We start from the raw sequence: 25149 nt of genomic DNA, 5'->3' as shown, positions 1-25149 counted from the left end.
ATACTCTTTATAAAAAATATGGTTTGCAACCGCTGTATTATGGTGGTACAAAATGAATTGGACAAGTTGGGTTTAAACGTAAAGAACATAAAACTTGGAGAAGTAGTACTTAGCAAAGAACCTACAGCCGAAGAAAAAAATAAATTGGATAAAGCCTTAGTTTTATTAGGGTTTGAACTCATTGATGATAAGAAAAGTAGAATTATCGAAAAAATAAAGAATATAATTATTGAGTTGGTTCATCATCAAAACAACGATGCCAAAACCAATCTTTCAGATGTGTTAAGTAGTCAATTACACCACGATTATAATTATTTATCCAACCTGTTTTCGGAGATAGAGGGTACTACCATTGAAAAATACTTTATAGCCCAAAAAATAGAAAAGGTAAAAGAGCTATTGGTATATGATGAACTGTCTTTGAGTGAAATTGCTTTTCGTCTGAACTATTCGAGTGTAGCTTATTTAAGCAACCAATTCAAAAAAGTAACAGGACTGACACCGAGCTATTTCAAGCAAATACGGGATGATAAAAGAAAACCTTTGGATAAGGTCTAAGTAAATCTTACAAATCCATTCCATAATTCCACAATAATTCCCATCCATATTATCGCCAATTTTGTATTGTTAATTAAAGCAAGCGAAAATGGCAACAAATAAAAATAAAGAAATCATCTATCTTCCGTTGGAAGATGTAGAAAGCGAGCATTGTGCATTAATCGTTGAAAAAGGATTGGCACAGGTAAAAGGCATAGAAACCCACAAAGTAGAACTGAATAACCGCAGGGCAGCCATTACAGTAAATAATACAGAAGTTGTAGGCGAAGCGGTAAAAGTAATTAAAGATTTGGGTTATGGCGTTTCTACTGTAAAAAACACCTTTCCTGTTTTGGGTATGACCTGTGCTTCTTGTGCGGGCAGTGCTGAAAGCATCGTTAAATACGAACCAGGTGTAGTAAACGCTTCTGTAAACTTTGCCACGGGAAATCTTACCGTTGAGTACCTGCCCAATATAACTGATGCTTCAAAATTGCAAAAGGCGATACAGTCCATCGGTTACGATTTGTTGATTGAAGATGAAACTAATCAGCAGGAAACATTAGAAGCCATCCACACTCAAAAGTTTCAAAAACTAAAAACTAAAACCATTTGGGCGGTTATACTTTCTCTTCCGGTAGTAGTGATAGGTATGTTATTTATGGATATACCTTATGCCAATCAAATTATGTGGGTATTTTCTACACCTGTTGTATTGTGGTTGGGCAGGGATTTTTTTATCAATGCCTGGAAGCAGACAAAACATCGTTCAGCCAATATGGATACATTGGTAGCATTGAGTACAGGTATCGCCTATCTGTTCAGTGTATTCAATATGTTGTTTGCCGACTTTTGGCATCAAAGAGGATTACACGCCCACGTATATTTTGAAGCAGCGGCTGTTATTATTGCATTCATTCTGTTAGGGAAGCTGTTGGAAGAAAAAGCCAAAGGCAATACATCTTCAGCTATTAAAAAGTTAATGGGGTTGCAGCCGAAAACCGTCATCGTGATACAAACGGACGGAACGGAAAAACAGACCGCTATTGAGGATGTAAACGCAGGCGATGTTATTCTTGTAAAGCCGGGCGAAAAAATTGCGGTGGACGGTATGGTAACTTCAGGCAATTCTTACGTGGATGAAAGTATGTTGAGCGGAGAACCTGTACCTGTATTGAAAAACGAAAACGAAAAAGTATTTGCAGGAACGATTAACCAAAAAGGAAGTTTCCAATTTAAAGCCGTTAAGGTAGGCAAAGAAACAATGCTTGCTCATATCATCAAAATGGTGCAGGACGCACAGGGAAGCAAGGCTCCCGTACAAAAGTTGGTAGATAAGATTGCTGGTATTTTTGTTCCGGTTGTGATAGGTATCGCTATCCTTACATTTATATTATGGTTCATCTTGGGTGGCGATAATGGGGTTGTTCAGGGTCTATTGGCAGCAGTTACGGTATTGGTTATTGCCTGTCCTTGTGCTTTGGGATTGGCGACACCTACGGCTATAATGGTTGGAGTTGGTAAAGGTGCTGAAAACGGTATTTTGATAAAAGATGCCGAAAGTTTGGAATTAGCGAAAAAAGTTGATGCCATTATTTTAGATAAAACAGGAACAATTACCGAGGGAAGACCAGAGGTAACAGGCGTTCAATGGCTGAATAATGATGATGCGACCAAAGACATTTTATTAAGCATTGAAAAGCAATCCGAACACCCATTGGCAGAAGCGGTGGTAAAACACTTGGATGGAGCAACAACCACAACTTTAACACAATTTGACAGTATCACAGGTAAAGGAGCAAAAGCCAATCATAATAACGAAACCTATTTTGTAGGCAATAAAAAACTATTGAGAGAAAACAACATCAGTATTGCGGAACAATTACAAAATCAAACTGATGAATGGGGCAAACAATCGAAAACTGTTATTTGGTTTGCCGACAGCAAACAGGCACTTTCCGTATTAGCCATATCAGACAAGATTAAAGAAACATCTGTACAGGCTATCAAAGAAATGCAGGATATGGGCATCGACCTGTATATGCTAACCGGAGATAATGAAGCTACTGCCAAAGCCATTGCAGAGCAAACAGGCATTAAGCATTACAAAGCAGAAGTATTGCCACAGCACAAAGCCGATTTTGTAAAAGAGTTACAAAGTAAAGGTAAAGTAGTGGCAATGGTTGGGGACGGTATCAATGACAGTACCGCTTTGGCAACAGCCGATGTGAGTATAGCAATGGGCAAAGGTTCGGACATTGCAATGGACGTCGCCAAAATGACCATCATTTCGTCCGACCTGACCAAGATACCGCAGGCAATACGCTTGTCCAAACAGACCGTAGCCACCATCAAGCAAAACCTGTTCTGGGCGTTTATCTACAACGTAATCGGCATTCCGGTAGCGGCAGGCATCCTTTACCCTGTTAACGGCTTCCTGCTCAACCCGATGATTGCGGGTGCGGCAATGGCATTGAGCAGCGTGAGCGTGGTCAGTAACAGCCTGCGGTTGAAGTGGAAGAAATAAAACAGTAAATCTCACAAATCAAACAAGAAATTACACAACAATAACTAACTGAATAGTACGGAAATTTGCATTATCAGATAACTCTAAAATTTGTAAACAATGGAAAATAAACAATTTCAATTCAAGACGAACATCAATTGCGGCGGTTGTATCGCATCTGTAAAGCCGCACTTGGACAAGGCAGAGGGCATCTGCCATTGGGAAGTGGACACGGCCAACAAGGACAAGGTACTTACCGTGAAGTCCGAGGGCATTACCGAGCAGGAAGTAATATCGACCGTGCAAAAGGCAGGCTTCAAAATAGAACCTTTGGATGCCTAAGCCAGCACCTTTTTGAAATGCCCTTTTTCCGACCGAATTTCCATGAGGTTGGGTTGATGAAAAAGGGCATTTTATCAATTCTGAAAAAAGGCGATAGGTTATTGCGTATATGGCATTATTTTTCCATATAGCAAAAAAAACGTAAAACGATATAAAAAAAACCAATCTAATTTGTAACTTTGTTGCGTTGAAAAATTATAGAATACATATAGGCATTTTGACATTGTTCTGTTTGGTTTTCTTTATGATGCCAAGTCAGAGCTATGCCTGTTCCAAAAATTCAACAAAGACCGAGCAGTCTTTCTGCTCAAAGGAGAAATCCAAAAAATCAGAACATAAAAAAGGTTGCAAGAGCAAATCCTGTAAAAAATGCAAAAGTGACAAATGCGGGGGCGGTTGTTCCCACAGCTCTTGCAGGTGCGGTGCTTCAACCACTTCCCTAAATGTCCCAACCGTAATCGAATTAAAGGCAAAAAATCACTTAGCAGCAGCTAAAAAGCAAAAATTCGGTTTCAAAGAAGCCTACTATTCTTCGGGCTTTTTCTCCATTTGGCTACCGCCTAAAATAAGCTAAAACTATGGCCTGATAGCCATAGGTATGTCCTGTCAGAAGCTGTTCCGGCTTTTGCAAATCCCCTATTTGTATCATTTATTTAAAATTTAAAACAGAAATGGGTTTATCAATCCCCCGTTTCTCAAAATGTAATTATTATGAAATCATTATCAAAAATAGTGATGGTAATCGCCGTATTACTATCATCAATAAACGGCTTCGCACAAATCAAGAATGCGAAAACAGAAACCGTAAAGATTTACGGCAATTGTGGTATATGCAAAACCACCATCGAAAAGGCAGGTAACGTAAAAAAGGTAGCCAGTGTGGACTGGAACAAAGATACCAAGATGGCTACGCTCACCTATGACGGCGACAAAACAAATCAGGATGAAATCCTGAAACGTATCGCTTTGGCTGGTTATGACAGTGAGAAGTTCCGTGCGCCGGATGACGTATATGCTAAACTGGCTGGTTGCTGCCAGTATGATAGACCAGTGAAGACGGTTGCCAAAAACAAGGAGGCGGGAATGGACATGAATGCCGGACATGGCAATCACGACCATAGTCAAATGGCAGCTAACAAAGATGCAGCCCAAAACCAATCACAGCTAAAGGCTGTATTTGACAACTACTTTTCAGTGAAAGATGCTTTGATAAAAACCGATGCGGCGACCGCATCTGCCAAAGCCGCTGAATTGGCTGCATCCCTTAAAGCAGTCGATATGAATAAGCTATCGGCAGAGGAACATACGGCTTGGATGAAAGTGATGCAGGACTTGACGGCCAATGCGGAAAGCATTTCAAAATCAAAAGATGTTGCAAAACAAAGAAGTGCTTTTGCGGCACTTTCGGGAAGCATCTACACACTGGCCAAAGTGTCTAAACAGGATACTCCCGTTTATTACCAGCACTGCCCTATGTACAACGGAGGTAAGGGAGCCAATTGGCTAAGTAAAGAGAATGCTGTTAAAAACCCATATTACGGCTCACAGATGCTTACCTGCGGCAGTACGGTCGAAACCATTAAATAACAGGTCTGAAAGCTATGGTACAGTACAATGACATGGTGCAGGCGCTTAAAGACCTAAGACAGCGTGGATACAGTATGGACTTTAGTCTGTTGCCGGACTGCCTGTTCTGTGCGTCAAGGAGCCTGAAACTAAAACCGGAGGATTTTACGGTTACGGAAACCCATAGGTTTGAAAGCCTCGACAGCAGTCCTGATAACAATGCCGTGATTTATGCCATATCGTCCAATGATGGTAAGAATAAAGGCGTACTTGTTGATGCCTATGGTGCTTATGCCGAAGAAATGACCCATGAGATGGCAAAAAAATTAAGTGCAACATAACTTTTAAAACCCCTTGTTATGAAGAACAGGACAAATTGGTATGTCATTACGGGAGGCCCATCAACAGGTAAAACTACGGTTGTGAACCTCTTGGCTGAAAAAGGATATAATACAGCCATAGAACATGCCCGGCATTACATAGAAACGATGAGCATCGGCGGAAAGACCGTAGCGGAAATCAGGGAAAATAAGCTGGAATTTCAACAAGGCGTACTGAAAATGCAGATTGAACAGGAAGCAAAGCTCGACCCGGAGGAAGCGGTATTTTTGGATAGGGCTATACCCGATGCCCTTGCCTACTATCGTTTTTTAAGGCTTGAACCGGATGCCCTGCTGAATGCTGCTTTAGCGCATGTTGATTATAAGAAAGTATTTATACTTGACAGGCTCCCGCTTGTAAAGGATTATGCGAGAACCGAAAATGAAAGTGAACAACGCCATATACATTCTCTTATAATCGAAGTTTATAAATCCCTGTCTTTTCCGATTGTACACGTGCCTGTGCTGCCACCGGAAGAAAGGGTTCAGTTCATTCTTAACAATCTATAATATTTAATGCGATTATGAATAAATACACGTGTCCTATGCACCCACAGGTGCTAAAAGACGAACCGGGAAAATGCCCGCTCTGTGGCATGGCATTGGTTCCCGTTGGCGGTGCGTCAGCTTCTCATGAACACACATCAGGACATGGGCATTCCGGGCATTCTCAACATGGCCATGCTGACGAAAACTTTAATAAACATGAGGGGCATCATACAGGCGATTTCCTCACACGTTTTTGGATAAGCCTTGTCATTACAATCCCTATCCTGCTCCTGTCACACATGATACAGCAATGGTTGGGTTTCTCCCTTGCTTTCAATGGCGATAAATATGTGCTGCTGGCATTGGGTACGGTGATTTATTGCTATGGAGGCTTACCGTTCCTAAAGGGAATGATTGGCGAGGTGAAAGCCAAAGCCATAGGGATGATGACACTTGTTGCCATTGCCATATCCGTAGCCTATGTTTATTCCGTAGCCGTTGTATTTGGCTTGCAGGGTATGGACTTCTTTTGGGAACTGGCAACCCTAATTGACATCATGCTGTTAGGGCATTGGCTGGAAATGCGTTCCCAAATGGCTGCTTCACGGGCATTACAGTCATTGGTGGCTTTGCTGCCCAACGATGTTACCGTGGAACGTGGCGGAGAAGCTGTAAAGATAAAGCTCGAAGACCTGCAAAGCGGTGAAACGGCTATCATAAAACCGGGAGAAAAAATTCCAGCCGATGGATTGGTACTGGAGGGGCTTTCGTATATCAACGAGAGTATGCTTACCGGGGAAAGTGTTCCCGTAAAAAAGGAAAAGGACGGAAAGGTCATCGCAGGCTCTATCAATGGCGATGGTGCGCTGAAAGTTAAGGTAACAGCCGTGGGAAAAGACAGCTACCTGAACAGGGTTATCAATCTTGTGCAGGAAGCGCAGGCTACTAAGTCTAATACACAGAACCTTGCGGACAAAGTTGCCAAATGGCTCACCTTTATTGCCATTGCCGTGGGCATAGGCACATTTGCCTATTGGTATGCAAGCAGTGGAGATATTGCCTTTGCGCTTGAAAGAATGGTGACGGTAATGGTAACGGCCTGCCCGCACGCATTGGGCGTGGCTATCCCGTTGGTGGTCGCCATTTCCACAACGCTTTCGGCGACCAATGGCCTGCTCATCCGCAACCGTACGGCATTTGAATCCACCCGAAAACTTTCCACCGTCATTTTTGATAAGACCGGAACGCTCACCAAAGGTTCCCATGCCGTAGAAAAGGTTATACCGTTAACAGACGAATATAATGCCGATGAGGTTATCCAGTATGCTGCCGCAGTACAGCAAAATTCGGAACACCATATCGCCAAAGGCATTATGGCTACATTGAAAGAAAAGAGCCTTGCCTTATGGAAGTCTGAAAACTTCAGCTATATGCAGGGCATAGGTGTTAAAGGTGTTGTGAACGGGAAAAATGTCGTAGCTGGCGGCCCGAATTATTTCACCGAAAACCACCTTTCCCTGCCGGAAATACCAAGCGAAATCAATCAGGAAGCCGAAACGGTCAACTTTGTCCTCATTGATGACCGGGTAATCGGCATCATTACTTTGGCAGACAGCATCCGTGAGGGTTCGGCACAGGCGATTGAGGAACTCAAAAAAATGGGCATCAAGTCCTTTCTGCTCACCGGGGACAACGACAGGATTGCTGCTGCCGTAGCCGGAAAATTGGGTATGGACGGGTATTTGGCTAATGTGCTTCCGCACAACAAGCAGGAGAAAGTAAAGGAGTTTCAGGCAAAAGGCGAAATCGTAGCAATGACTGGTGATGGTGTAAATGATGCACCTGCACTGGCACAGGCAGATGTGGGCATTGCCGTGGGTTCCGGTACGGACGTGGCTGCCGAAACAGCGGATATCATATTGGTAGACAGCGACCCGAGGGATGTGGTCAAACTGATTGACTTCGGCAAACTTACCTACAAAAAGATGGTACAGAACCTGATATGGGCGGTTGGCTACAACGTGGTGGCAATACCGCTTGCGGCAGGCGTACTCTATCCGAATTTTGTTTTAAGTCCCGCTATGGGTGCTGTGCTGATGAGTGTAAGCACCATTGTAGTGGCTATTAACGCAAGTTTTTTAAAAATCAAAAAATAAATAAAAATGAAAAATCTAACATTATCAATCATTGCTGTTATCATGGCATTTGTAACAGTATCATGCAATCAGGCATCCAACAAAAACGAGCAGTCTTCAAGTGATACTGCTGTTGTATCACAAGAACAGTCAGCTTCCCAACCAAAAGAGGATGATACGGTAGCTGCGCCCGTTGTGAGTGAAACTCCGAGCGGTCAGGAAGCAAAAGCAACAGGAAAAGAAGAAGCAAAAAACTTTTCTATTGCGCCCATAGTTACCGATTATCTGTCCTTAAAGAACGCCCTTGTTTCGGACGATGACAAAGCTGCCGCCAGTTCAGGGAAAAAGCTGTTAGCTACCCTGAATAAAGTGGACATGAAAGCCGTTCCTGCCGATAAGCACAAAAAGTACATGGACATAGCGGACGATGCTAAAGAACACGCAGAACATATCGGGGAAAATGTCGGCAACATCCACCACCAGCGGGAACATTTGGCCTCGCTTGGCGAAGATTTGAAAGACCTGATTGATTTGTTCGGTACATCGCAAACATTGTATCAGGACCATTGCCCGATGTTCAATGACGGTAAGGGTGCTGTTTGGTTCAGCGAAAACAAGGAAATCAAAAACCCTTACTACGGTTCTAAAATGCTGACCTGCGGTAAGGTGGAAAAAACAATTAACAGCAAATAAATTTCGGGTTATGGAAAATATGCAAAACAATCACAATGCGGGTCATGCCTCGGAGCATGGCACGCACAATCCAAAACATGCTTCGGGCATGTACAAACGCTTTGCGATGATGGCTGTCGCCATGTTCGCAGTGATGTATTTTATCATGTACGCCATGATTGACGAGTGGCAGAACCTGATACCCAATATCAATAACCTGTACATGACCCTGCTGATGACCTCGGCAATGCTGCTTATCGAATTAGCGATAATGAAAGTGATGTACCCCAACAGGAAGATGAATTGGGCGATAGCCATCATCTCGGTTGCCGTTGGCATCTTTTCATGGTTTGGTATCAGGGAACAAATCAATGTCGGGGACAAGCAGTTTGCAAAGGGTATGATACCCCATCACGCAGCAGCCATATTGATGTCCGAAAAGGCACACCTGACCGACCCGGAACTGATAGAGCTGCAAAAAAACATACTTAAAACCCAAGCGGAAGAAATTGAACTGATGAAGCGCAAGCTAAAAGAGTTTGAAGAAAGTAAATAATAAAATTTAAAAAACAGTTTCGACATGAGCAAAATAATAATCGGCTTTATTTCCTTATCAGCCCTGCTATTCACCGCTTGCGGACAGGTAGGGTCAAATAAGGATGAAGCGACACAGCATTCGCAGGCAACTCCGGAAAGCCACGGGCATAGTAACCAAATAGGTGAATTGGTTCCATCGGATGAAGTCTGCATGGTCAACGATGCCTATATGGGCAAAAGGCAGTTTGACGTAAAATTTGATGGTAAAACCTATTACGGATGTTGCGAAATGTGTAAGGAACGTATTCCAAAAGATGCGACCGTGCGGATGGCGATAGACCCCTATTCCCATAAGCAGGTAGACAAAGCTAATGCGGTGATTGCTGTGACAGGAAATAACGGTGAAGTTTCTTATTTTGAAAACAAGGAGAATTATGCCAAGTATGTGAAAAAACAGTAGACACAAAAAGATGAAGCCACAATAAAATAATTATGACCATAAAGAAGAAAATCATATTGGGGCTGGCTGTCGTCCTGATTGCCATACAGTTCTTTCAGCCCTTACGGAACCAGGCGGTTGAAGTGCCAGCCACCCATATCGAAAGGGTGTACACCGTACCCCAAAATGTAAAGGCTATCCTTGTTCAGTCCTGTTATGACTGCCATAGCAACAATACCCATTATCCGTGGTACAGCCGTATCCAGCCCGGCGCATGGTACATGGCAGAGCATATAAAAAAGGGGAAAGAGGAACTCAACTTTAGCGAATTTGGCGACTATTCTGTCCGCAGGCAGCGAAACAAGTTCAGGGCTATGGCCGGGCAGGTTAAGGACGGGGAAATGCCGTTGTCATCATACACACTAATTCATCGCAATGCAGTATTGTCACCGGAGGATAAGCAGGTTTTGATAGCGTGGTTTAGCACAATGGAAGACAGCATTAAATAAAATTTTTCAAATCATGAACAGATATAATAAAATACCTATAAGAATTTTGCAAACAGTGCTGATACTGCTTTGCACACAAACATTATTCGCACAGAAAGTAGTGCGTTACGAATTGTATGTAAAAGACACATTGGTAAACTATGCCGGGAAAGAAAAAAGAGCCATTGCCGTAAACGGGCAAATCCCCATGCCCACCCTAACTTTTACGGAGGGCGACACTGCCGAAATAGTGGTGCACAACCAATTGAAAGAAAGCACATCACTTCACTGGCATGGTGTGTTCCTGCCCAATAAAGAAGACGGTGTGCCCTGGCTTACACAAAAACCCATCGCACCGGGCACAACCTACACCTACCGTTTTCCGATTATCCAGCATGGTACGCACTGGTACCATTCCCACTCAGGATTGCAGGAGCAGATTGGCATGTACGGAAGTTTTATCATGAAGAAAAGAAGCGATGATAAGACATTCAGACAAGGAATTGACGATTTGCCGACCGTTCCAATTATATTAAGTGAGTGGACAAATCTTAACCCCGACAACATTAACAGGATGCTGCATAATGCCAACGATTGGGCTGCTATCAAAAAAGAGGCTACACAATCATACGTTGAAGCGATTAAAGAAGGGAAATTTGGAGTGAAAGTAAAGAATGAATGGAAGCGAATGCTGGCAATGGATGTTAGTGATGTTTACTATGATAAAGTCCTAATAAATGGTAGCCATAGCACCGATTTGAAAACAATTGATGGTAAAAAGCTAAAAGCAGGCGACAAAGTAAGATTGCGTGTTTCCAATGGAGGGGCGTCTTCATATTTCTGGCTAAGGTATGCTGGAGGAAAAATTACAGTAGTAGCGAGTGATGGGAATGATGTTGAGCCTGTAGAGGTGGACAGGTTAATCATTGCCGTTTCTGAAACTTACGATATTGTAGTGACTATCCCTCAAGATGGTTTGGCTTACGAGTTCTTAGCAACAACCGAAGACAGGACACAATCTGCGAGTTTATTTATAGGTGATGGGGTCAAACAGCTTATTTCCCCGCTCCCACGATTGAAGTATTTCGAGGGGATGAAGATGATGAACGATATGATGAAAATGAATGGCGATTTGGACGATATGGGCATGAAGATGAGCCTTAACCAAATGGACATGAATGTAGTGATGTATCCCGAAATTACCGGAGATGCAACAAAAAAAGCAGACCACAGTAAGCATGAGGGTATGGACATGGATAACGACGCTAACCGTTACAACGCTAATGCCTTGGGAGACATCAAAACATTAAATTATGCTATGTTGCAATCGCCTTATAACACCTCTCTTCCAAATGATGCGCCTGTAAAAGAGTTGAAATTCACACTTACTGGCAACATGAACCGCTATGTATGGAGCATGGATAATAAAATACTTTCGGAAACTGACAAAATACCTGTAAAAAAAGGAGAAATATTACGGATTACCATCTATAACAATTCCATGATGCGTCATCCCATGCACCTCCACGGATTTGATTTTAGGGTTATTAACGGTAAGGGAGAAAAATCGCCTTTGAAAAATGTATTGGACATTATGCCGATGGAAACGGATACTATAGAGTTTTTAGCAAATGAGGAAGGTGATTGGTTTTTCCATTGCCATATTCTTTATCATATGATGGCAGGAATGAACAGGGTGTTTGAAGTTGGAGATTACAAAAATCCCTATTTACCCGATAAAGCAAAAGCCTATAAAGAACTGCAAAGGGAAAGCAATATGCCTCACTTTATGATTGAAAACGACTTTGCAACGAATGGAAATGACGGTGGAGCGATGTTGCAAAATGCAAGATGGTCATTAGGTACAGAATGGCGTTTAGGCTATAATAGTATGCACGGTTATGAAGTAGAAACCCATTTAGGTAGATACATTGGAAAGATGCAATGGTTCATGCCCTTTGTAGGTTTTGATTACCGCTACCGTAAAATGGGAGAAGATGAACACGAAAAGAACATATTTGGACAAACCAACAAGAAAGACACCCGCAGGGCGTTCAGTTTAGGGTTTATGTATACATTGCCTATGCTGGTCAATTTTCAGGCAGAAGTATATCATGATGGAATTGTGAGATTGCAGTTAATGCGTGAAGATATACCAATTTCAAAAAGACTAAGAGGTGGTTTTATGGTGAATACCGACTTAGAGTATATGGGAGAACTTAGGTATATCATTAATAAGAATATAGGTATACGTACCCACTATGATAGCGATATGGGCTTTGGTGTGGGGCTGGCATTGACTTATTAAAATTAAATAACTAAGGGTTGTAAACTGCATAACCGTAAAAAAATATCGGTAAAAAAAAGGAGGTGATGCAGGTGTAATTCGCAAAGACTAACCTGCATCATACTACAACCCTTTAAAGTATGCAACAAAAATCTATCTATCGTTCCATCATCAATACGGTAGAGGTTGAATTTTTTTAAGCAGTAATTGCATCATAAGCTAATACGAACAGTGTTAGCTTTTCTGTATTAACCAATAATATATTACATCAAAATGAAGCGAATGGATAAATTTTACAATGAAACATATCTTAAATTGGAAACTGCAATCCAGGAACTGGAGATTGAAACCGACTGCCCCATAAAAAGAATTGAAGCCGTTATACACCATATCATACAAAGCCTTGCCGACTTAAAGGACTTTGTACTGAAAAATGACTTTAAGAATATGGAAGAAGAAATCCATTTTTTCAAGTATCAGAAACCTGTTATTGTTTCAAAGCTCATCTACTACAATGCCATCTATAAAATCGAAACAAGAAGACCCTACGGGAACAAGCGTACCAAGAAATATTTTACCAAAGAACTGAAAAAGCTAAAAAGGTTCTTTGAAAACAACCTTGATTTTTACAAGTATTACCGCAGCAATAATTCTTTCGTTGACGAAAAATTCTTTGTGCGTGGCAAGCACGATATAAGGCTGTGGTTAGACACATTTTATTTTGAAGCAGACCATCGTTTTTCTACTTCACACGATTATAAGGTTGCCAAGATTATTGCCAATGACCTGATACAAGTTTATTTGGAAGACAGGCTCAATAACATCAATGTGAAAAGGGGGTCGGACAATTCATTGAAATGGACGGCAAGTAAAACGGCACTGACGGAACTCATATATGCACTGTACTCCCACGGTGTATTTAACAATGGGAATACAGACATAAAATTGATAGCTAAAACTTTTGAAGAAGCCTTTAATATTGAGTTAGGCGATTTTTACCACACGTTTATGGAACTGAAAGCCCGTAAGATAAACCGAACCAAATTCCTTGACAGCCTGTGTGAAGCCCTAATAAAAAAAATGGACGAAAAGGACGAAAAGTAACGACTATTATAATACGCCACGAGGTGAATGAACGCCTTTTGTCCGTATAATGCTTTCCTGCACCTTTGGGGCTTCATTCTGCTTTTCTGCCTGCTCCGAAGCATCTTGTTTGGTTTCCGGCGTAATAGATAGCTGTATCTTTCTTTCTACGGCAGCCAGTTCCGTTTTAAGCTCACTCAATCGACTTTCCTTAGCCCAAGTACCGTTAACCACTTCCTGAAGCATCGGCAGGTCTTTTTGTATTTCAGCGATTTTCTCCTGCTCCTGCTTCACAAAGCCCGGCAGTTTTTCCAAAGCCCTTAAAAAATTCATTGCGGCGGTTTCGGGGTCTTTTGCCATCAGACCGTTATTGTAGGTGTACTTGATATTGCCCTCGCCAGTTATAAAAAATCTATTGACCCTTTCGAGTGTTGAATTATCCTTTGGAAGTTCTGTTTTAACCAATAATTGAAACCCGTAGAGGTTGCCTATTTCACGATAGTCGCCTGCCGTGCGGGCTTTGTTCGCAATCTCGTTCAGTTTTGCGCCTATTTGTTTCGGATTTGCATTGGGCGGCAAGCCATCTAACAGCACAGGGTTTTCGATTGTACCGTCCGAACGCTTTTGCAGGCGTTGCTGTAAGTTTTCCCAGTCGGTACTCATCCGGCTCAAACGGGATTGAGTGCTTTGCAACATTTCCATATAATCCTGTACCTTAAATTTGGCACTGGATTTAGAGCGGTTGAACGCCTGCTTTTCGCTTTCCAGTCCGGCAATCTGTTTTTCCAGTTTGGCTTTATCCAACAGGTCTGTATTTCCTGACAGGATTGCCACATATTCCGAAAAGTTCATTCCCGATTTTTCGTCCATACTTCCCTCGTCAATCGTTCTTTTGGTCAGGTTGTTAGTCTTTAACTGGTCGATGAAAAGCTGCTTATTATACAGCAGGTTGAATTTGTAACTGTCCAACGATTTTTCAACTGCATAGATAATCACAGCAACTTTATTATCGGCAAAGAATTTGGCAATCTCATTGCCTTTTCTGATTGCCCGCCCGTCCCTTTGGGCAAGGTCAGACGGTCGCCACGGTGTATCTAAATGATGAACGGCAACAGCTCTTTTCTGTGCGTTTACGCCAGTTCCGAGCATACTTGTAGAACCGAACAGTACACGGATTTTGCCCTCGTTCATTCCGTTGATAAGTTCCTTACGTTGCTTATCATTTTTCGCTTCCTGAATAAACCTTACTTCGTGCGCAGGTATGCCGTGGTCCTCCACGAGTTTGCGTTTTATTTCGGAGTACACGTTCCATTCGCCGGGCTTGTAGGTTCCCAAATCGGAGAAAACGAACTGCGTTCCTTTCTGTGCGTTGAACTGGTTGTAAAACTTGGCGATATTTACCGCACAATGCGAAGCCTTGTTGTCGGGATGGTCGTCGTATATACCACTTACCATACGCATATCGAGCGACATCTTACGGGCATAGTCCGTCGCAATGAGCATCTTTGCTTTTTCTTCCCTTTGCGATAATGGTTCTCTTCCGAGCAAAGTAGCATCGCCCGTTTTGGCAAAAGCCATCAGGCTTTGGATAAAGGCTTCTTGGTCGGGCGTTGGCGGTATATTGTATAATACCTCGTTCTTGTTGGGTCGGTCAATACCAATATCCTTTGCCGTTCTGTAATCCGTGATTTCAGAATAGAACTGCGCAAGTTCCGGCACTTTGATAAAGTAGCGGAAACGCTCTTTTGCTACAATATTGTTAGCTACCGAAAATTCATAATCGGTCGTTTTCCTTGCATAGATAGCTGCCCACGCATCAAAAGAATGAATGCCCTGTTTTTCCAATGCACGGGGACGCAGATATTTGAACAGTAGGTACAGCTCCGTTAATGAATTGCTGATGGTCGTACCCGAAAGAAAGGTTGCGCCCATATCCGCATTGGTACGCTCCTGAATGGTGCGGATTGCAAAAAGCAGGTTCAGTGCCTTTTGGCTGCCGTCCACGTTACCCAATCCGGCAACCCGTGTATGACGGGTGTTGAACATCAGGTTTTTGAATTGGTGGCTTTCGTCCACAAACAAATGGTCTATGCCCATCATCTTAAAGTCCACAATATCATCTTTGCGGTTTTCAATATCGTGTTGCAGCGTTTTCAGCTTTACTTCAAGATTTTCTTTTCGTTTGATTACCCCGGCGAGCATTCCCCTTGTCACTTCCTTGCCTTGCGATTTCAGGGCATCGAGGTTGCGCTCTACGCTGTCTAATTCTATTTCGAGGATTTCCTTTTGTATTTCGGGCGATTGAGGTATCATTCCGAACTGGTCGTGCGTGAGTATCACACAATCCCAATCGTTGTTTTTAATATCCCCGAAAATCCGCAGGCGTTTTTTAGGCGTAAAATCATCAATACCTGGATAAAGGATTTTTGCGTGTGGATAGGCTTTTCGGTAGTCTTCAGCAATAGCAGGTATATTGGCTTTCAGTCCGATTATCATCGGTTTATGGGCTAATCCCAAACGCTTCATTTCCTGCGCTGCGGTACACATTATCAGCGTTTTTCCTGCGCCTACTTCGTGGTCGCAGATAGCACCGTTGTTCAGTTTTATCATCCAAACCGTGTCCTTTTGGCTTGAATACAGGTCTTCAATGCCTGCACCCTTGCGGTCTAATCCCGGAAATTCCTGATGGCTTCCGTCATAGTTCGGGCGAACGAAACAGTTAAAGGTGTCGTTGTACTGGTCGGTCAGCCTATTTTTAAATTCATCGTTCTGTGCGTGTAGCCAGTCGGTAAAAGCGGTACGGATTTCATCAATCTTGGTGTTCGCCATTTGTATGGCTTCCATATCCCGTACTTTGACCTCTTGGTCGCCAACCATCACTTTTTTGGTTATATCAGGCGTAGTATTGACAAGGGCGTGTTTGAGCAGGGCAATACCGTCAAATGTTCGGCTTTCCGCTTTGACAGCATATTTTTCCCAAATGTGCATATTGCCCCGATGACATTTCACAGAAAAGTCGTCGGAGCTTTCGGAGTAATGAACCAGTACATCCGCATCGAACAGGTGCGAAGCGAAACGGGCATAAATTCCGGTAGGTATCCACCGTTCGCCGAGATTAAAATCCAACTCCTCAAATTCAATCCGTTTTGGTCGGGCTTCCTCTAAAGCGGTAAGGCTTTCTTTGGCTTCGGTATCATCAGGATTGTTTTCAAGATAGGCTCTTACTTCATCGGCTTTCTCAACTACGTTGCCTGCAATCCACCGTTCGGCTATTTCGTATTCCTGTTGTAGCGGATTGTAGAACAACCGCCCGTGTAAGGCTTCTTTCAGGGTATCGGCAGGCAGGCTGCTGATTTCGGACATAAAGTCCAAATCCACGTTGCCGTATTTATTCAGCGAGGCGGCTAATGCCTCTTCGGGATTATCGGTTGCTAACGTGGTCGTAGAGAAACTAACAGGACGGCTGAATATATCCGCTTTATGGATTATGCCGCCAATGATACGCTCCAGATAAGGAATTTCTTTACCTGCGCTGTCTGTCTTTATCAGCTTGGCATTGTCGGCAGCATTGAGATTACCGTATTTTTTGACAAAGCCATCGTACAGGAGGTTCAGGGTTTCCCGTTCTGCCTTGTGTTCGGTCTGCTTTTCAGCTTCTTTTTGGTACAGGTTGATATAACTGTCCCTTACAGCTATGTAGGCTTCGGCTCTTGCTTTCTGTGCCGACGGCAATTGCAATGGATGAAAGATAGCTTTTTTGTCTTCCTTATCCACCTCTTGCAAATAGCCGACCCAACCGTTATCCACCACAAGGCAATCATTCCGATGGAATGATTGCAGTTCGCCACTATACGGGGCAGGTTCAGGAATAGCATTAATATTGATAGCGGTAATGGCTGTCTTATCAGACTGGCCATTTCCGTTTATTTGTGAAAACAGGTCGCTGATAGCTTCCTGTTTTTTGCCGTTAACCTGGTCGGTTCCGTTAATATCACCATTGGATTTTAGCGGTGTATAGGGCTGCTGCCTTGCACTGCTGAACAGGTCGGGCTGACGACCTATTGTACCTCTTCTTTTTTTAGTGCTTTGCCTTTTGGCTTGGGTAGTTCTTTTAGGTGGAGCAAGAACCATTACAGGTTCTCCCGCACTTTCAAACAAGTCAAAAATGCTTAGTTGCTTTAATTCCTGCGGGCTTTCCTGACGGACTACCGGAGTAGGTACAGGTTGCGGCTTTTGCTGAATGATTACAGGGTCTATGACCGGAGGTGTAACTTTTGGTTCAATAGGAATTTGTATAACAGGCTCGTCGTTCTGTTCGCCTTTGTATAAACTCAAATTCAGATGCTTTCCAAAATCTTCGGAAAGCATTTGCTTCAAATCTTTGGCAATGCCCTCAACACCGTCTTTATGCGTATAGATTAAGGCAGGTTGCCCGTATGGGTCGGTATCTAATTTTTGGTCGGTATGGATAATTCTTGTACTGTCCTGAAAGAGCGCATTGCCAGGCGTATTGTATTCAGATGGCTTGCTTTGGCAAAACAGATCTTCCCTGTCGGTCAGATTTTCTTTTGCCGTATTTTTTTGCAGGATAATCAGGTCGCTGCCGACTTCCGTACCTGCATATTCGGTAAACAGGTTGTTAGGCAATCTTACAACCGAAACCAAATTATTATCCTGCATCAACGCCCTGCGTATGGGTTCGTTCTTAGGGCTGTTCAGAATGCCCTGTGAAGTGATGTAAGCCAACAAACCGCCCTCACGGAGCATATCAGCACCTTTCAGAAAAAAGTAATTGTGTATGCTTCGGGCAGCTTGTTCCTTTGCGCTGTTTCTACTGCGTGAATAAGAAAGGTCAAATACGGAAGTATCGCCAAAAGGGATATTACTGGCGATTACATCATAGGTGTTTTGTTCCCTTTCGGGGATTTCCTCAAAGCCGTTTATACGGATATTGATTTCGGGGTAAAGCTGCTTTAAAATCTTGCCTGTAAGCAAGTCCTTTTCATAAGCGGTAACACTGGCTTTCTGATTTTCCGAAAAGGATTGGATGAATGAACCGATACCTGCGGAGGGTTCGAGGAATTTATCAATGTGCAGACCATTATCCCGCAAGGCAGATGAAATGGCATCTATAACTTTTGGTGGGGTATAAAAAGCCGTCAGTACGGAACTTTTCATACTATCCACATACTTGCGGTATTGCTTATCGTCTTCGGAATTTTCTTTGAGTAGTTGGTGGAGTTCCTGCGTGAGTGGAAAAAGGTCGTGTTCTGTTTTTCTCCAATGATTGATGTCTATTTCGTTTTCTACGGGGTTCAGAACGAATTTAAGACCGCCAAATCCGCTGTATCGCATCATTAGCAGTCTTTCGCCTACGGTGGCTTGCCGTTTCTCCTTTTCCAGTTTAAAAACAATTCGCAGGGCATCAATATTCTGTTGGAGATGGAACCGCTTACTGAAGCCCATTTTCCTCAATCCATATTGAGATGGTTCCGGTCAGTTCGGTATAGAGTACATCAAACTCATTTCCGTTGGCGAAATCATCGGTTAATTCATATCCTGCGAAAACAGGCTCACAAACGGGGAACATTTTAAGGGCGAACGGTCGCAGCTCCTCGTCTGCCATTATGGCATCAAACTCATTGCATACCACTTTGAAAACCGTGTTGAACTTGGAGAAGTGCAAGCCCTCAAAAAGTATGTAGTTGGCTATTTCGTCGCATTGCTCAACGGCGTTTCCCGAACGGAAAGCACCCTCATAAGCATTGGCAGCCCACGAAGACCGTTGGTCAATAAATTTTTGGTCGTGTGCCTTTTCGGGAAAGCTGCTGTTTAATAATTCTTGCAGTCGTAATCTGAAATACGACAGGTCTTTTTGCTGTACATCCATACTTATTTTGATTAGAATTTTACTTAAATCCTAAAATTATAAGCAGGAGCAAATGCCTTTGATAATGTTGCAGCGTTTGGCTTTGAAAGGCAGGATTTGGCGATTTACAATAGAAAATTGAACTGATTATTTATACAGAATTGGTGCTTGGCTATATGTTTTTTCACAAACTACTTTTGTGGTTTAAATATTTATCGTAATATTGCGATATATTATTACAAATAAGATGGGCGTAACAAAAACAGAAATATTTACAGAACAGCAAAACAGCTTGGCAACCACTTTAAAGGCACTGGCTCATCCTGCCCGTATAGCTATCCTGCAATACATCATCAAGCAGAATGCTTGCATTTGTAATGACTTAGTGGAAGAATTAGGATTGGCGCAGGCTACGATTTCACAACATTTAAAAGAGCTTAAAAACATTGGTATCATCAAAGGCAATATAGAAGGGACAAGTGTGTGCTACTGTATTGATGAAAATGTTTGGCAGCAGATTAAAAAGGAACTCAATGCTTTCTTTATAGATAATGTAGAGGTTGATAAATGCTGTTAAGCATTTTTTTTAAGCACATTAATCGCAATAAAGCAATATAACAATTAAATAAAAAAATAATGAAACTATCAAACATCAAAGAAATCTTACCAGCATTGGATAATGTTGAATTTCAATTAGAGAACGGAACATTTGTACCCGAACACTTTCACGTTACCGAGATAGGTGTTATTACAAAACACTTCATTGATTGTGGCGGAACAATTAGAAACGAAAAAGTTGTCAATTTCCAATTATGGAATGCCAACGATTTTGAACACCGATTAAAGCCAACAAAGCTATTAAACATCATTAAGCTATCCGAAGAAAAGTTGGGTATTGAAGATGCCGAAATAGAAGTAGAATACCAAAGCGAAACGGTTGGTAAATACGATTTGAATTTTAACGGAAACCATTTTGTACTGAAAAACAAGCAAACCGCTTGCCTGGCAAGTGATGCTTGCGGTATTCCTGCCGAAAAGCAAAAGGTAAAATTATCAGAGCTGAATAATGCTTGCTGTACACCAAATTCGGGATGTTGCTAAACACTAAAAACAAAATGCGATGTATCAAAAACTAATCGAAATCATTAACAACAAAATTGATGTACAAAGCATCAGCGAAGAACGTAAAGCCGTATTACAACCGCTGATTGATTTTATACAGCAAAAAGTAAACGACAGGCAGGATATAAATATCAATTTCATCTGTACCCACAATTCCCGAAGAAGCCATTTATCACAGGTTTGGGCACAGGTAGCGTCAGCACATTTTAATATACCAAATGTACATTGTTATTCGGGCGGTACGGAAGAAACGTCACTATTTCCGAAAGTTGCAGAAACATTGACTAATCAGGGGTTTAACATTTTCAAAATCGCAGATACTAATAACCCTGTATATGCCATAAAATACAGCGATAATGCTTTGCCTGTTATCGGCTTTTCAAAAAAGTACGATAGTCCTTTCAACCCAGTATCAGCATTTACAGCCATTATGACCTGTTCACAGGCAGACGGTGGATGTCCATTTATTGCAGGTGCAGAAAAAAGGATACCTATCACATTTGAAGACCCTAAAATTTCAGACAATACACCGGAGCAATCACAGGTATATGCAGAAAGAAGTTTACAGATAGCAACGGAAATGTTTTATGTTTTTTCAAAAGTCAGTCAATAACCAATGCAACCAAAACTAAAATTTCTTGACCGTTACCTTACCTTATGGATATTCCTTGCAATGGCAGCAGGTATAGGTTTAGGGTATTTCTTTCCGGGAATATCAAAAATTACAAATGCTTTATCCGTAGGCACTACAAACGTTCCTTTGGCAATAGGTCTGATACTGATGATGTACCCGCCATTGGCAAAAGTGGATTATTCATTATTGCCCCAAGCATTTAAGGATAAAAAAGTAATCGGCATATCCTTATTGCTCAATTGGGTTATCGGTACAATATTGATGTTCGGATTAGCCGTTTTGTTTTTACGTAATGAACCCGATTATATGACAGGCTTGATATTGATAGGTTTGGCAAGATGTATCGCAATGGTAATCGTATGGAGCGATTTAGCTAAAGCAAACAGAGAATACACAGCTATGTTAGTTGCATTAAACAGCATCTTTCAGATAATTTCTTATAGCTTCTTAGTTTGGTTATTCATTAATGTATTACCAAGCAAATTAGGAGTAGCCAATTTCAATGTAAGCGTATCAATGAAAGACGTAACCGAAAGCGTATTAATATACTTAGGCATTCCTTTCTTAGCAGGTTTTATAAGCCGTTACGCATTGGTAAAGTCAAAAGGAATAGAATGGTATAACAGGAAATTTGTACCTCGAATATCGCCCATTACATTATATGCTTTACTGTTTACAATCGTATTAATGTTCAGTCTGAAAGGCGATAAAATATTAGAACTGCCAATGGATGTAGTAAAAGTAGCCATACCGTTAATCATCTATTTTGTACTAATGTTTTTTGTCAGCTTCTTTATCAATAAATCTTTAAACGTTCCTTACGACAAAAACGCATCCATCGCATTTACAGCCACAGGAAACAATTTTGAATTGGCAATAGCCGTAGCAATAGCGGTTTTCGGTATTCATTCTCCACAGGCATTTGTGGGCGTTATAGGACCGTTGGTAGAAGTACCTGTACTGATACTGTTGGTAAAAGCAAGTTTATGGCTAAAGAAGAAATATTACTAAAGGTTATTTAAGAACGTATTAGAGCATTTTGAAGCATAAAAAAACTAAAAATGAACCTCCGATAATTCGGAGGTTCATTTTTTACGGCTTGTTCAATATTTGAAGCATCCTGCCGACTTCAATATCCATTCTTGAAAAAGCAAACCATTTTTTGCCCAGGTCTTTGAGCGATGCCCCTATATGGTAGAGTTCTGTATGGTCAATAATCAAAAAACGGTCGTGGGCGTCGGAAAACACTTCAATTTCTATCGGAGGATATTGGCTATTGTAGCGTTGTAAGTCTAACCGTAACTGATTGCTGATACTTTTGGTAAGGATTGTAGCGGTTACATTAGTCTTACGCTTACCCAACAAGGTAAGCACCGTATCATCCACATAATTATCAAGCAGGATAACAGAGCTTTTGGCACTACGGATAATATCGGAAACAAAGGCGTAGGCATCAAAAATCTGCCCGTTGTAGAAAATGCCTTTTTCGCTGTGCAGCTTGTCGCTTTCCAAAGCCTTAAAAATCTCTTCAAATTTTTGGTCGGCTTCCAGTTGCTTTAACTCGATATTGTCCAAACGATGAAACAAAGAAGCGTTGCTGATGAGCATACGCCGCATTTCTACAAAGGCTTCCATTATTTCCACACTCATTTTAACGGCTATATCAGAACGAAGTATGGCAGATGCCATTGCAACGCCTTGTTCCGTAAAAGCATAGGGCAAATAACGTCTGCCGCCGTAATTTAAACTTGAGGTTCCAATTTGGAACCTCAAGTTTTCAACTTCCTCTTCGGTCAGTTGAAAGCAGAATGATACAGGAAAACGCTTAATATTTCTTTTAACAGCTTTGTTCAGGTTCTTTGTTTCTACCTGATATAAGGCAGCGAGGTCGCTATCCAACATTACCTGTTTGCCCCGGATAGTATAAATCAGGTTCCTGATTTCTTTGGGTACGATTGACGGTTTATTTTCCATTGCGTTTACTGCTTTTGTTTTTTTCAAACTCAAAGGAACTTTCAGCGTTTTCTTTCAGAATGATGTAAGCATCGAATTTCTTTCCGGCTTTGCTTGTCATTCCTTTGATAAGAGAGGTTTTGCCTTTATTGACAAGGTTTGTTACATTTTCGATACTGATTTGTACACCGCAGACGGTGCGGAACTGTACCCAGTTACAAGCCTCATCAGGGCATTTCACAATCTTGTCACGGATAATAAGCTGCTGACTTTTGCATTTCGGGCAGGTTAGTTTGGGTTGGTTGGTGCTTGCAATAGAGGTTTGTAGCAATTCATCGGTAATAGATTTGGCATAGGTTTCCATTTCCTTTTGGAATGTTCCGGCATCCGCTTCGTTATTTTCTATTTTCTGTAACGCCAATTCCCATTCGGCAGTCATTGCCACGTCTGCAATTTTCCGGTCTTTTACAAGCCCGTACACCTGCAATCCTTTTTCCGTAGGGATTAAAGAACGTTTATCCCGTTGGATATAATTACGGGTAAACAGGGTTTCGATAATGGCGGCTCTTGTTGCAGGAGTACCGATGCCGATATTTTTGAGGGCTTTGCGTTCTTCTTCGTTCTCAATTTCTTTCCCTGCGGTTTCCATAGCCGACAAAAGCCCGGCTTCGGTGTAAAGCACTGGTGGTTTGGTCTGCTTTTCCAAAACTGCGGCTTCCTTTATGGCAAGTTCGTCGCCTTTATGCAGTTCAGGTAATTCCTGCACTGGCTCTTCGCCGTCATCGGTAAAACTTCCTTTTATGGAACGCCAACCCGCTTCCTGAATTTTACAGCCTTTTGCCGTAAAGTCGTAATGCAATACCTGTAATGATACATCGGTTATTTCTTTGACACAGGCTTGCGATATGGCTTCAAGCAAGCGAAGCGCAATCATATTGTAAATCTTGTTTTCGTCTGCATTAAGTACGGACGGCACTTTGTCCGTAATCAACAAACCGTGATGGTCCGTTACACGGAGGTCATTCACGATACGTTTGTTGAACCGTCCCCATTTGATTTTGGTAAGGGCTTGCTTGCAATCCTCACGATTTTGCAATGCCCGCACGAGGTTTGGAATTTCTGCCCACATATCTTCAGGGATGTATTTGCTCCCGGTACGTGGGTACGTGATAAACTTCTTTTCGTACAGGCTTTGCGCAATATTGAGCGTTGCTTCAGCAGATAATTTCAGCCTTTTGTTGGCTTCCTTTTGTAAGCCTGTCAGGTCGAAAAGCAAGGGCGGTTGTTCTGTAACGCTTTTGGTTTCTACTGATGTAAAGGTTGCCGTTGCGCCACGCTGAATAGCTTTAAGGGTATCATCAGCAAGTTGCTTTTCGTCCCATTTGGTTGCGGAAATACTTTTGAAATCAACCTGGGCTTTGTTGTGCGTTAATTGTATCTGCCAGTATTTCTTTACCGTGAAATTCTTATTGTCGAGGTAACGTTTACATATCAAAGCCAGTGTGGGCGTTTGCACTCTTCCAAGCGAATGGATACCATTGCCTGCGGCAATGCTCAATGCCTGTGTAGCATTGATGCCTACAAGCCAGTCGGCACGGCTTCTGCCTTGCGCTGCCTGATACAGTCCGTCAAATGCTGCCCCGTCTTTTAGGTTGTTGAAGCCTTGCTTTATTGCCTTTTCGGTAAGCGAACTTATCCAAAGGCGTTCAAAAGGTTTGTTGCATTTCAGGTATTCATAAATGTACCTGAAAATGAGTTCGCCCTCACGACCTGCATCGGTAGCAACGATGATGCTGTTGCTTTGCTTAAAAAGCTGCTCAATGACTTTCAGTTGCTTTAATGCGCCAGTATCGGCGGTGTACCCTTTGTCTTTTTTGACCTTGCGGACGGTCAATAAAAACGGGTTGGGCAATATCGGCAGGGATGCTTTATCAAATCCCGAAATGCCGTAATCTTCGGGCATTCCCAGTCCTATTAAATGACCGAATGCCCACGTAACAAAATAGCCGTTACCTGTCAGGTAGCCATCCTTTTTATCGGATGCTCCCACAAGTCCGGCTATTTCCCTTGCTACGCTTGGTTTTTCTGCAATGATTGTTTTCATACTGTA

Annotated in this window: 22 protein-coding genes; 18 read left to right on the top strand and 4 right to left on the bottom strand. The window is 42.1% G+C overall.

The window, feature by feature from the left end; genetic code table 11:
- Positions 1-39 precede the first annotated feature (39 nt).
- From ABD873_RS01565 to ABD873_RS01500, 14 genes are all read left to right on the top strand, one after another.
- The gene (locus ABD873_RS01565; RefSeq protein ID WP_425568658.1) at positions 40-558 is read left to right on the top strand and encodes a helix-turn-helix domain-containing protein; all 519 of its coding nucleotides are present in this window, start codon (positions 40-42) and stop codon (positions 556-558) included.
- A gap of 88 nt (positions 559-646) precedes the next feature.
- Positions 647-3064, top strand: coding sequence for a heavy metal translocating P-type ATPase (locus ABD873_RS01560; RefSeq protein WP_200122292.1), 2418 nt, complete (start codon positions 647-649; stop codon positions 3062-3064).
- A 99-nt stretch (positions 3065-3163) separates the two neighbouring features.
- Positions 3164-3385: a heavy-metal-associated domain-containing protein gene (locus tag ABD873_RS01555; protein ID WP_002981097.1), complete on the top strand. Its 222-nt coding sequence runs from the start codon at positions 3164-3166 to the stop codon at positions 3383-3385.
- A 263-nt stretch (positions 3386-3648) separates the two neighbouring features.
- Positions 3649-3828 (top strand): hypothetical protein, encoded by a 180-nt coding sequence (locus tag ABD873_RS01550; protein ID WP_034735070.1) that lies wholly within the window; start codon positions 3649-3651, stop codon positions 3826-3828.
- 268 nt (positions 3829-4096) lie between these two features.
- A complete protein-coding gene (locus ABD873_RS01545) occupies positions 4097-4972 on the top strand; it encodes a DUF3347 domain-containing protein (RefSeq protein ID WP_034735069.1) in 876 nt (291 codons plus the stop codon).
- Between the two features lie 14 nt (positions 4973-4986).
- Complete coding sequence (locus tag ABD873_RS01540; RefSeq protein ID WP_072885940.1) at positions 4987-5292, top strand: phosphoribosylpyrophosphate synthetase; 306 nt, start codon at positions 4987-4989, stop codon at positions 5290-5292.
- Positions 5293-5310: 18 nt separating this feature from the next.
- Positions 5311-5841, top strand: coding sequence for an AAA family ATPase (locus ABD873_RS01535; protein ID WP_091098856.1), 531 nt, complete (start codon positions 5311-5313; stop codon positions 5839-5841).
- Between the two features lie 14 nt (positions 5842-5855).
- Complete coding sequence (locus ABD873_RS01530; protein ID WP_345063689.1) at positions 5856-7976, top strand: heavy metal translocating P-type ATPase; 2121 nt, start codon at positions 5856-5858, stop codon at positions 7974-7976.
- Positions 7977-7982: 6 nt separating this feature from the next.
- Positions 7983-8648, top strand: a complete 666-nt coding sequence (locus ABD873_RS01525; RefSeq protein WP_002993266.1) for a DUF3347 domain-containing protein — start codon at positions 7983-7985, stop codon at positions 8646-8648.
- A gap of 10 nt (positions 8649-8658) precedes the next feature.
- Positions 8659-9183: a DUF305 domain-containing protein gene (locus ABD873_RS01520; RefSeq protein WP_345063682.1), complete on the top strand. Its 525-nt coding sequence runs from the start codon at positions 8659-8661 to the stop codon at positions 9181-9183.
- A gap of 24 nt (positions 9184-9207) precedes the next feature.
- Entirely contained in the window at positions 9208-9624 is a 417-nt protein-coding gene (locus ABD873_RS01515) for a hypothetical protein (protein ID WP_078797523.1), read from the top strand.
- A 32-nt stretch (positions 9625-9656) separates the two neighbouring features.
- Positions 9657-10112, top strand: a complete 456-nt coding sequence (locus ABD873_RS01510) for a heme-binding domain-containing protein (protein WP_072885944.1) — start codon at positions 9657-9659, stop codon at positions 10110-10112.
- 55 nt (positions 10113-10167) lie between these two features.
- Positions 10168-12399: a multicopper oxidase family protein gene (locus tag ABD873_RS01505; RefSeq protein ID WP_425568657.1), complete on the top strand. Its 2232-nt coding sequence runs from the start codon at positions 10168-10170 to the stop codon at positions 12397-12399.
- A 261-nt stretch (positions 12400-12660) separates the two neighbouring features.
- Positions 12661-13482: an RteC domain-containing protein gene (locus ABD873_RS01500; RefSeq protein ID WP_091098934.1), complete on the top strand. Its 822-nt coding sequence runs from the start codon at positions 12661-12663 to the stop codon at positions 13480-13482.
- Positions 13483-13488: 6 nt separating this feature from the next.
- Here ABD873_RS01500 and ABD873_RS01495 read toward each other — a convergent pair whose 3' ends face one another.
- Together ABD873_RS01495 and ABD873_RS01490 are read right to left on the bottom strand one after the other, a co-directional pair.
- Positions 13489-18927 carry an N-6 DNA methylase gene (locus tag ABD873_RS01495; protein WP_200122299.1) on the bottom strand — a complete coding sequence of 1813 codons (5439 nt, stop codon included), beginning with the start codon at positions 18925-18927 and terminating at the stop codon, positions 13489-13491.
- Positions 18914-19351 (bottom strand): DUF1896 domain-containing protein, encoded by a 438-nt coding sequence (locus ABD873_RS01490; RefSeq protein WP_091098871.1) that lies wholly within the window; start codon positions 19349-19351, stop codon positions 18914-18916. Before ABD873_RS01490 ends, ABD873_RS01495 begins: the two co-directional genes overlap by 14 nt.
- Before the next feature lie 226 nt (positions 19352-19577).
- Here ABD873_RS01490 and ABD873_RS01485 point away from each other — a divergent pair, with 226 nt between their 5' ends.
- From ABD873_RS01485 to arsB, 4 genes are read left to right on the top strand one after another with little or no spacing between them, the layout of a single operon-like run.
- Positions 19578-19907 (top strand): ArsR/SmtB family transcription factor, encoded by a 330-nt coding sequence (locus ABD873_RS01485; RefSeq protein ID WP_047094742.1) that lies wholly within the window; start codon positions 19578-19580, stop codon positions 19905-19907.
- A gap of 59 nt (positions 19908-19966) precedes the next feature.
- Positions 19967-20431 (top strand): DUF6428 family protein, encoded by a 465-nt coding sequence (locus ABD873_RS01480; RefSeq protein WP_003002385.1) that lies wholly within the window; start codon positions 19967-19969, stop codon positions 20429-20431.
- Between the two features lie 19 nt (positions 20432-20450).
- Complete coding sequence (locus ABD873_RS01475) at positions 20451-21065, top strand: low molecular weight phosphatase family protein (protein WP_072885949.1); 615 nt, start codon at positions 20451-20453, stop codon at positions 21063-21065.
- A gap of 3 nt (positions 21066-21068) precedes the next feature.
- Positions 21069-22097 (top strand): ACR3 family arsenite efflux transporter, encoded by a 1029-nt coding sequence (gene arsB / locus ABD873_RS01470; protein ID WP_091098876.1) that lies wholly within the window; start codon positions 21069-21071, stop codon positions 22095-22097.
- A gap of 81 nt (positions 22098-22178) precedes the next feature.
- Here the strand turns inward: arsB and ABD873_RS01465 are convergent, their stop codons facing one another.
- On the bottom strand, positions 22179-23060 hold the full coding sequence (locus ABD873_RS01465) for an ORF6N domain-containing protein (protein WP_091098879.1): 882 nt from the start codon (positions 23058-23060) through the stop codon (positions 22179-22181).
- Positions 23050-25143 carry a type IA DNA topoisomerase gene (locus tag ABD873_RS01460; RefSeq protein WP_345063652.1) on the bottom strand — a complete coding sequence of 698 codons (2094 nt, stop codon included), beginning with the start codon at positions 25141-25143 and terminating at the stop codon, positions 23050-23052. The genes ABD873_RS01465 and ABD873_RS01460 overlap by 11 nt, the downstream gene beginning before the upstream one ends.
- Between the last annotated feature and the right edge of the window lie 6 nt (positions 25144-25149).

It is taken from the genome of Sphingobacterium thermophilum, from assembly GCF_039541675.1.
GTDB lineage: Bacteria > Bacteroidota > Bacteroidia > Sphingobacteriales > Sphingobacteriaceae > Sphingobacterium > Sphingobacterium thermophilum.
Note: the sequence above shows the minus strand (reverse complement) of the source record. Positions and strands in the feature narration are given on the sequence as shown.

Bases quoted from the DNA above. Each gene is read 5' to 3' on its own strand.
- ABD873_RS01510 (WP_072885944.1), top strand. From the start codon at position 9,657: ATGACCATAAAGAAGAAAATCATATTGGGGCTGGCTGTCGTCCTGATT.
- ABD873_RS01495 (WP_200122299.1), bottom strand. From the start codon at position 18,927: ATGGGCTTCAGTAAGCGGTTCCATCTCCAACAGAATATTGATGCCCTG.
- ABD873_RS01460 (WP_345063652.1), bottom strand. From the start codon at position 25,143: ATGAAAACAATCATTGCAGAAAAACCAAGCGTAGCAAGGGAAATAGCC.
- ABD873_RS01465 (WP_091098879.1), bottom strand. From the start codon at position 23,060: ATGGAAAATAAACCGTCAATCGTACCCAAAGAAATCAGGAACCTGATT.
- ABD873_RS01550 (WP_034735070.1), top strand. From the start codon at position 3,649: ATGCCTGTTCCAAAAATTCAACAAAGACCGAGCAGTCTTTCTGCTCAA.
- ABD873_RS01535 (WP_091098856.1), top strand. From the start codon at position 5,311: ATGAAGAACAGGACAAATTGGTATGTCATTACGGGAGGCCCATCAACA.
- arsB (WP_091098876.1), top strand. From the start codon at position 21,069: ATGCAACCAAAACTAAAATTTCTTGACCGTTACCTTACCTTATGGATA.
- ABD873_RS01525 (WP_002993266.1), top strand. From the start codon at position 7,983: ATGAAAAATCTAACATTATCAATCATTGCTGTTATCATGGCATTTGTA.
- ABD873_RS01530 (WP_345063689.1), top strand. From the start codon at position 5,856: ATGAATAAATACACGTGTCCTATGCACCCACAGGTGCTAAAAGACGAA.
- ABD873_RS01560 (WP_200122292.1), top strand. From the start codon at position 647: ATGGCAACAAATAAAAATAAAGAAATCATCTATCTTCCGTTGGAAGAT.
- ABD873_RS01480 (WP_003002385.1), top strand. From the start codon at position 19,967: ATGAAACTATCAAACATCAAAGAAATCTTACCAGCATTGGATAATGTT.
- ABD873_RS01515 (WP_078797523.1), top strand. From the start codon at position 9,208: ATGAGCAAAATAATAATCGGCTTTATTTCCTTATCAGCCCTGCTATTC.
- ABD873_RS01475 (WP_072885949.1), top strand. From the start codon at position 20,451: ATGTATCAAAAACTAATCGAAATCATTAACAACAAAATTGATGTACAA.
- ABD873_RS01545 (WP_034735069.1), top strand. From the start codon at position 4,097: ATGAAATCATTATCAAAAATAGTGATGGTAATCGCCGTATTACTATCA.
- ABD873_RS01520 (WP_345063682.1), top strand. From the start codon at position 8,659: ATGGAAAATATGCAAAACAATCACAATGCGGGTCATGCCTCGGAGCAT.
- ABD873_RS01540 (WP_072885940.1), top strand. From the start codon at position 4,987: ATGGTACAGTACAATGACATGGTGCAGGCGCTTAAAGACCTAAGACAG.
- ABD873_RS01500 (WP_091098934.1), top strand. From the start codon at position 12,661: ATGGATAAATTTTACAATGAAACATATCTTAAATTGGAAACTGCAATC.
- ABD873_RS01490 (WP_091098871.1), bottom strand. From the start codon at position 19,351: ATGGATGTACAGCAAAAAGACCTGTCGTATTTCAGATTACGACTGCAA.
- ABD873_RS01565 (WP_425568658.1), top strand. From the start codon at position 40: ATGGTGGTACAAAATGAATTGGACAAGTTGGGTTTAAACGTAAAGAAC.
- ABD873_RS01555 (WP_002981097.1), top strand. From the start codon at position 3,164: ATGGAAAATAAACAATTTCAATTCAAGACGAACATCAATTGCGGCGGT.
- ABD873_RS01485 (WP_047094742.1), top strand. From the start codon at position 19,578: ATGGGCGTAACAAAAACAGAAATATTTACAGAACAGCAAAACAGCTTG.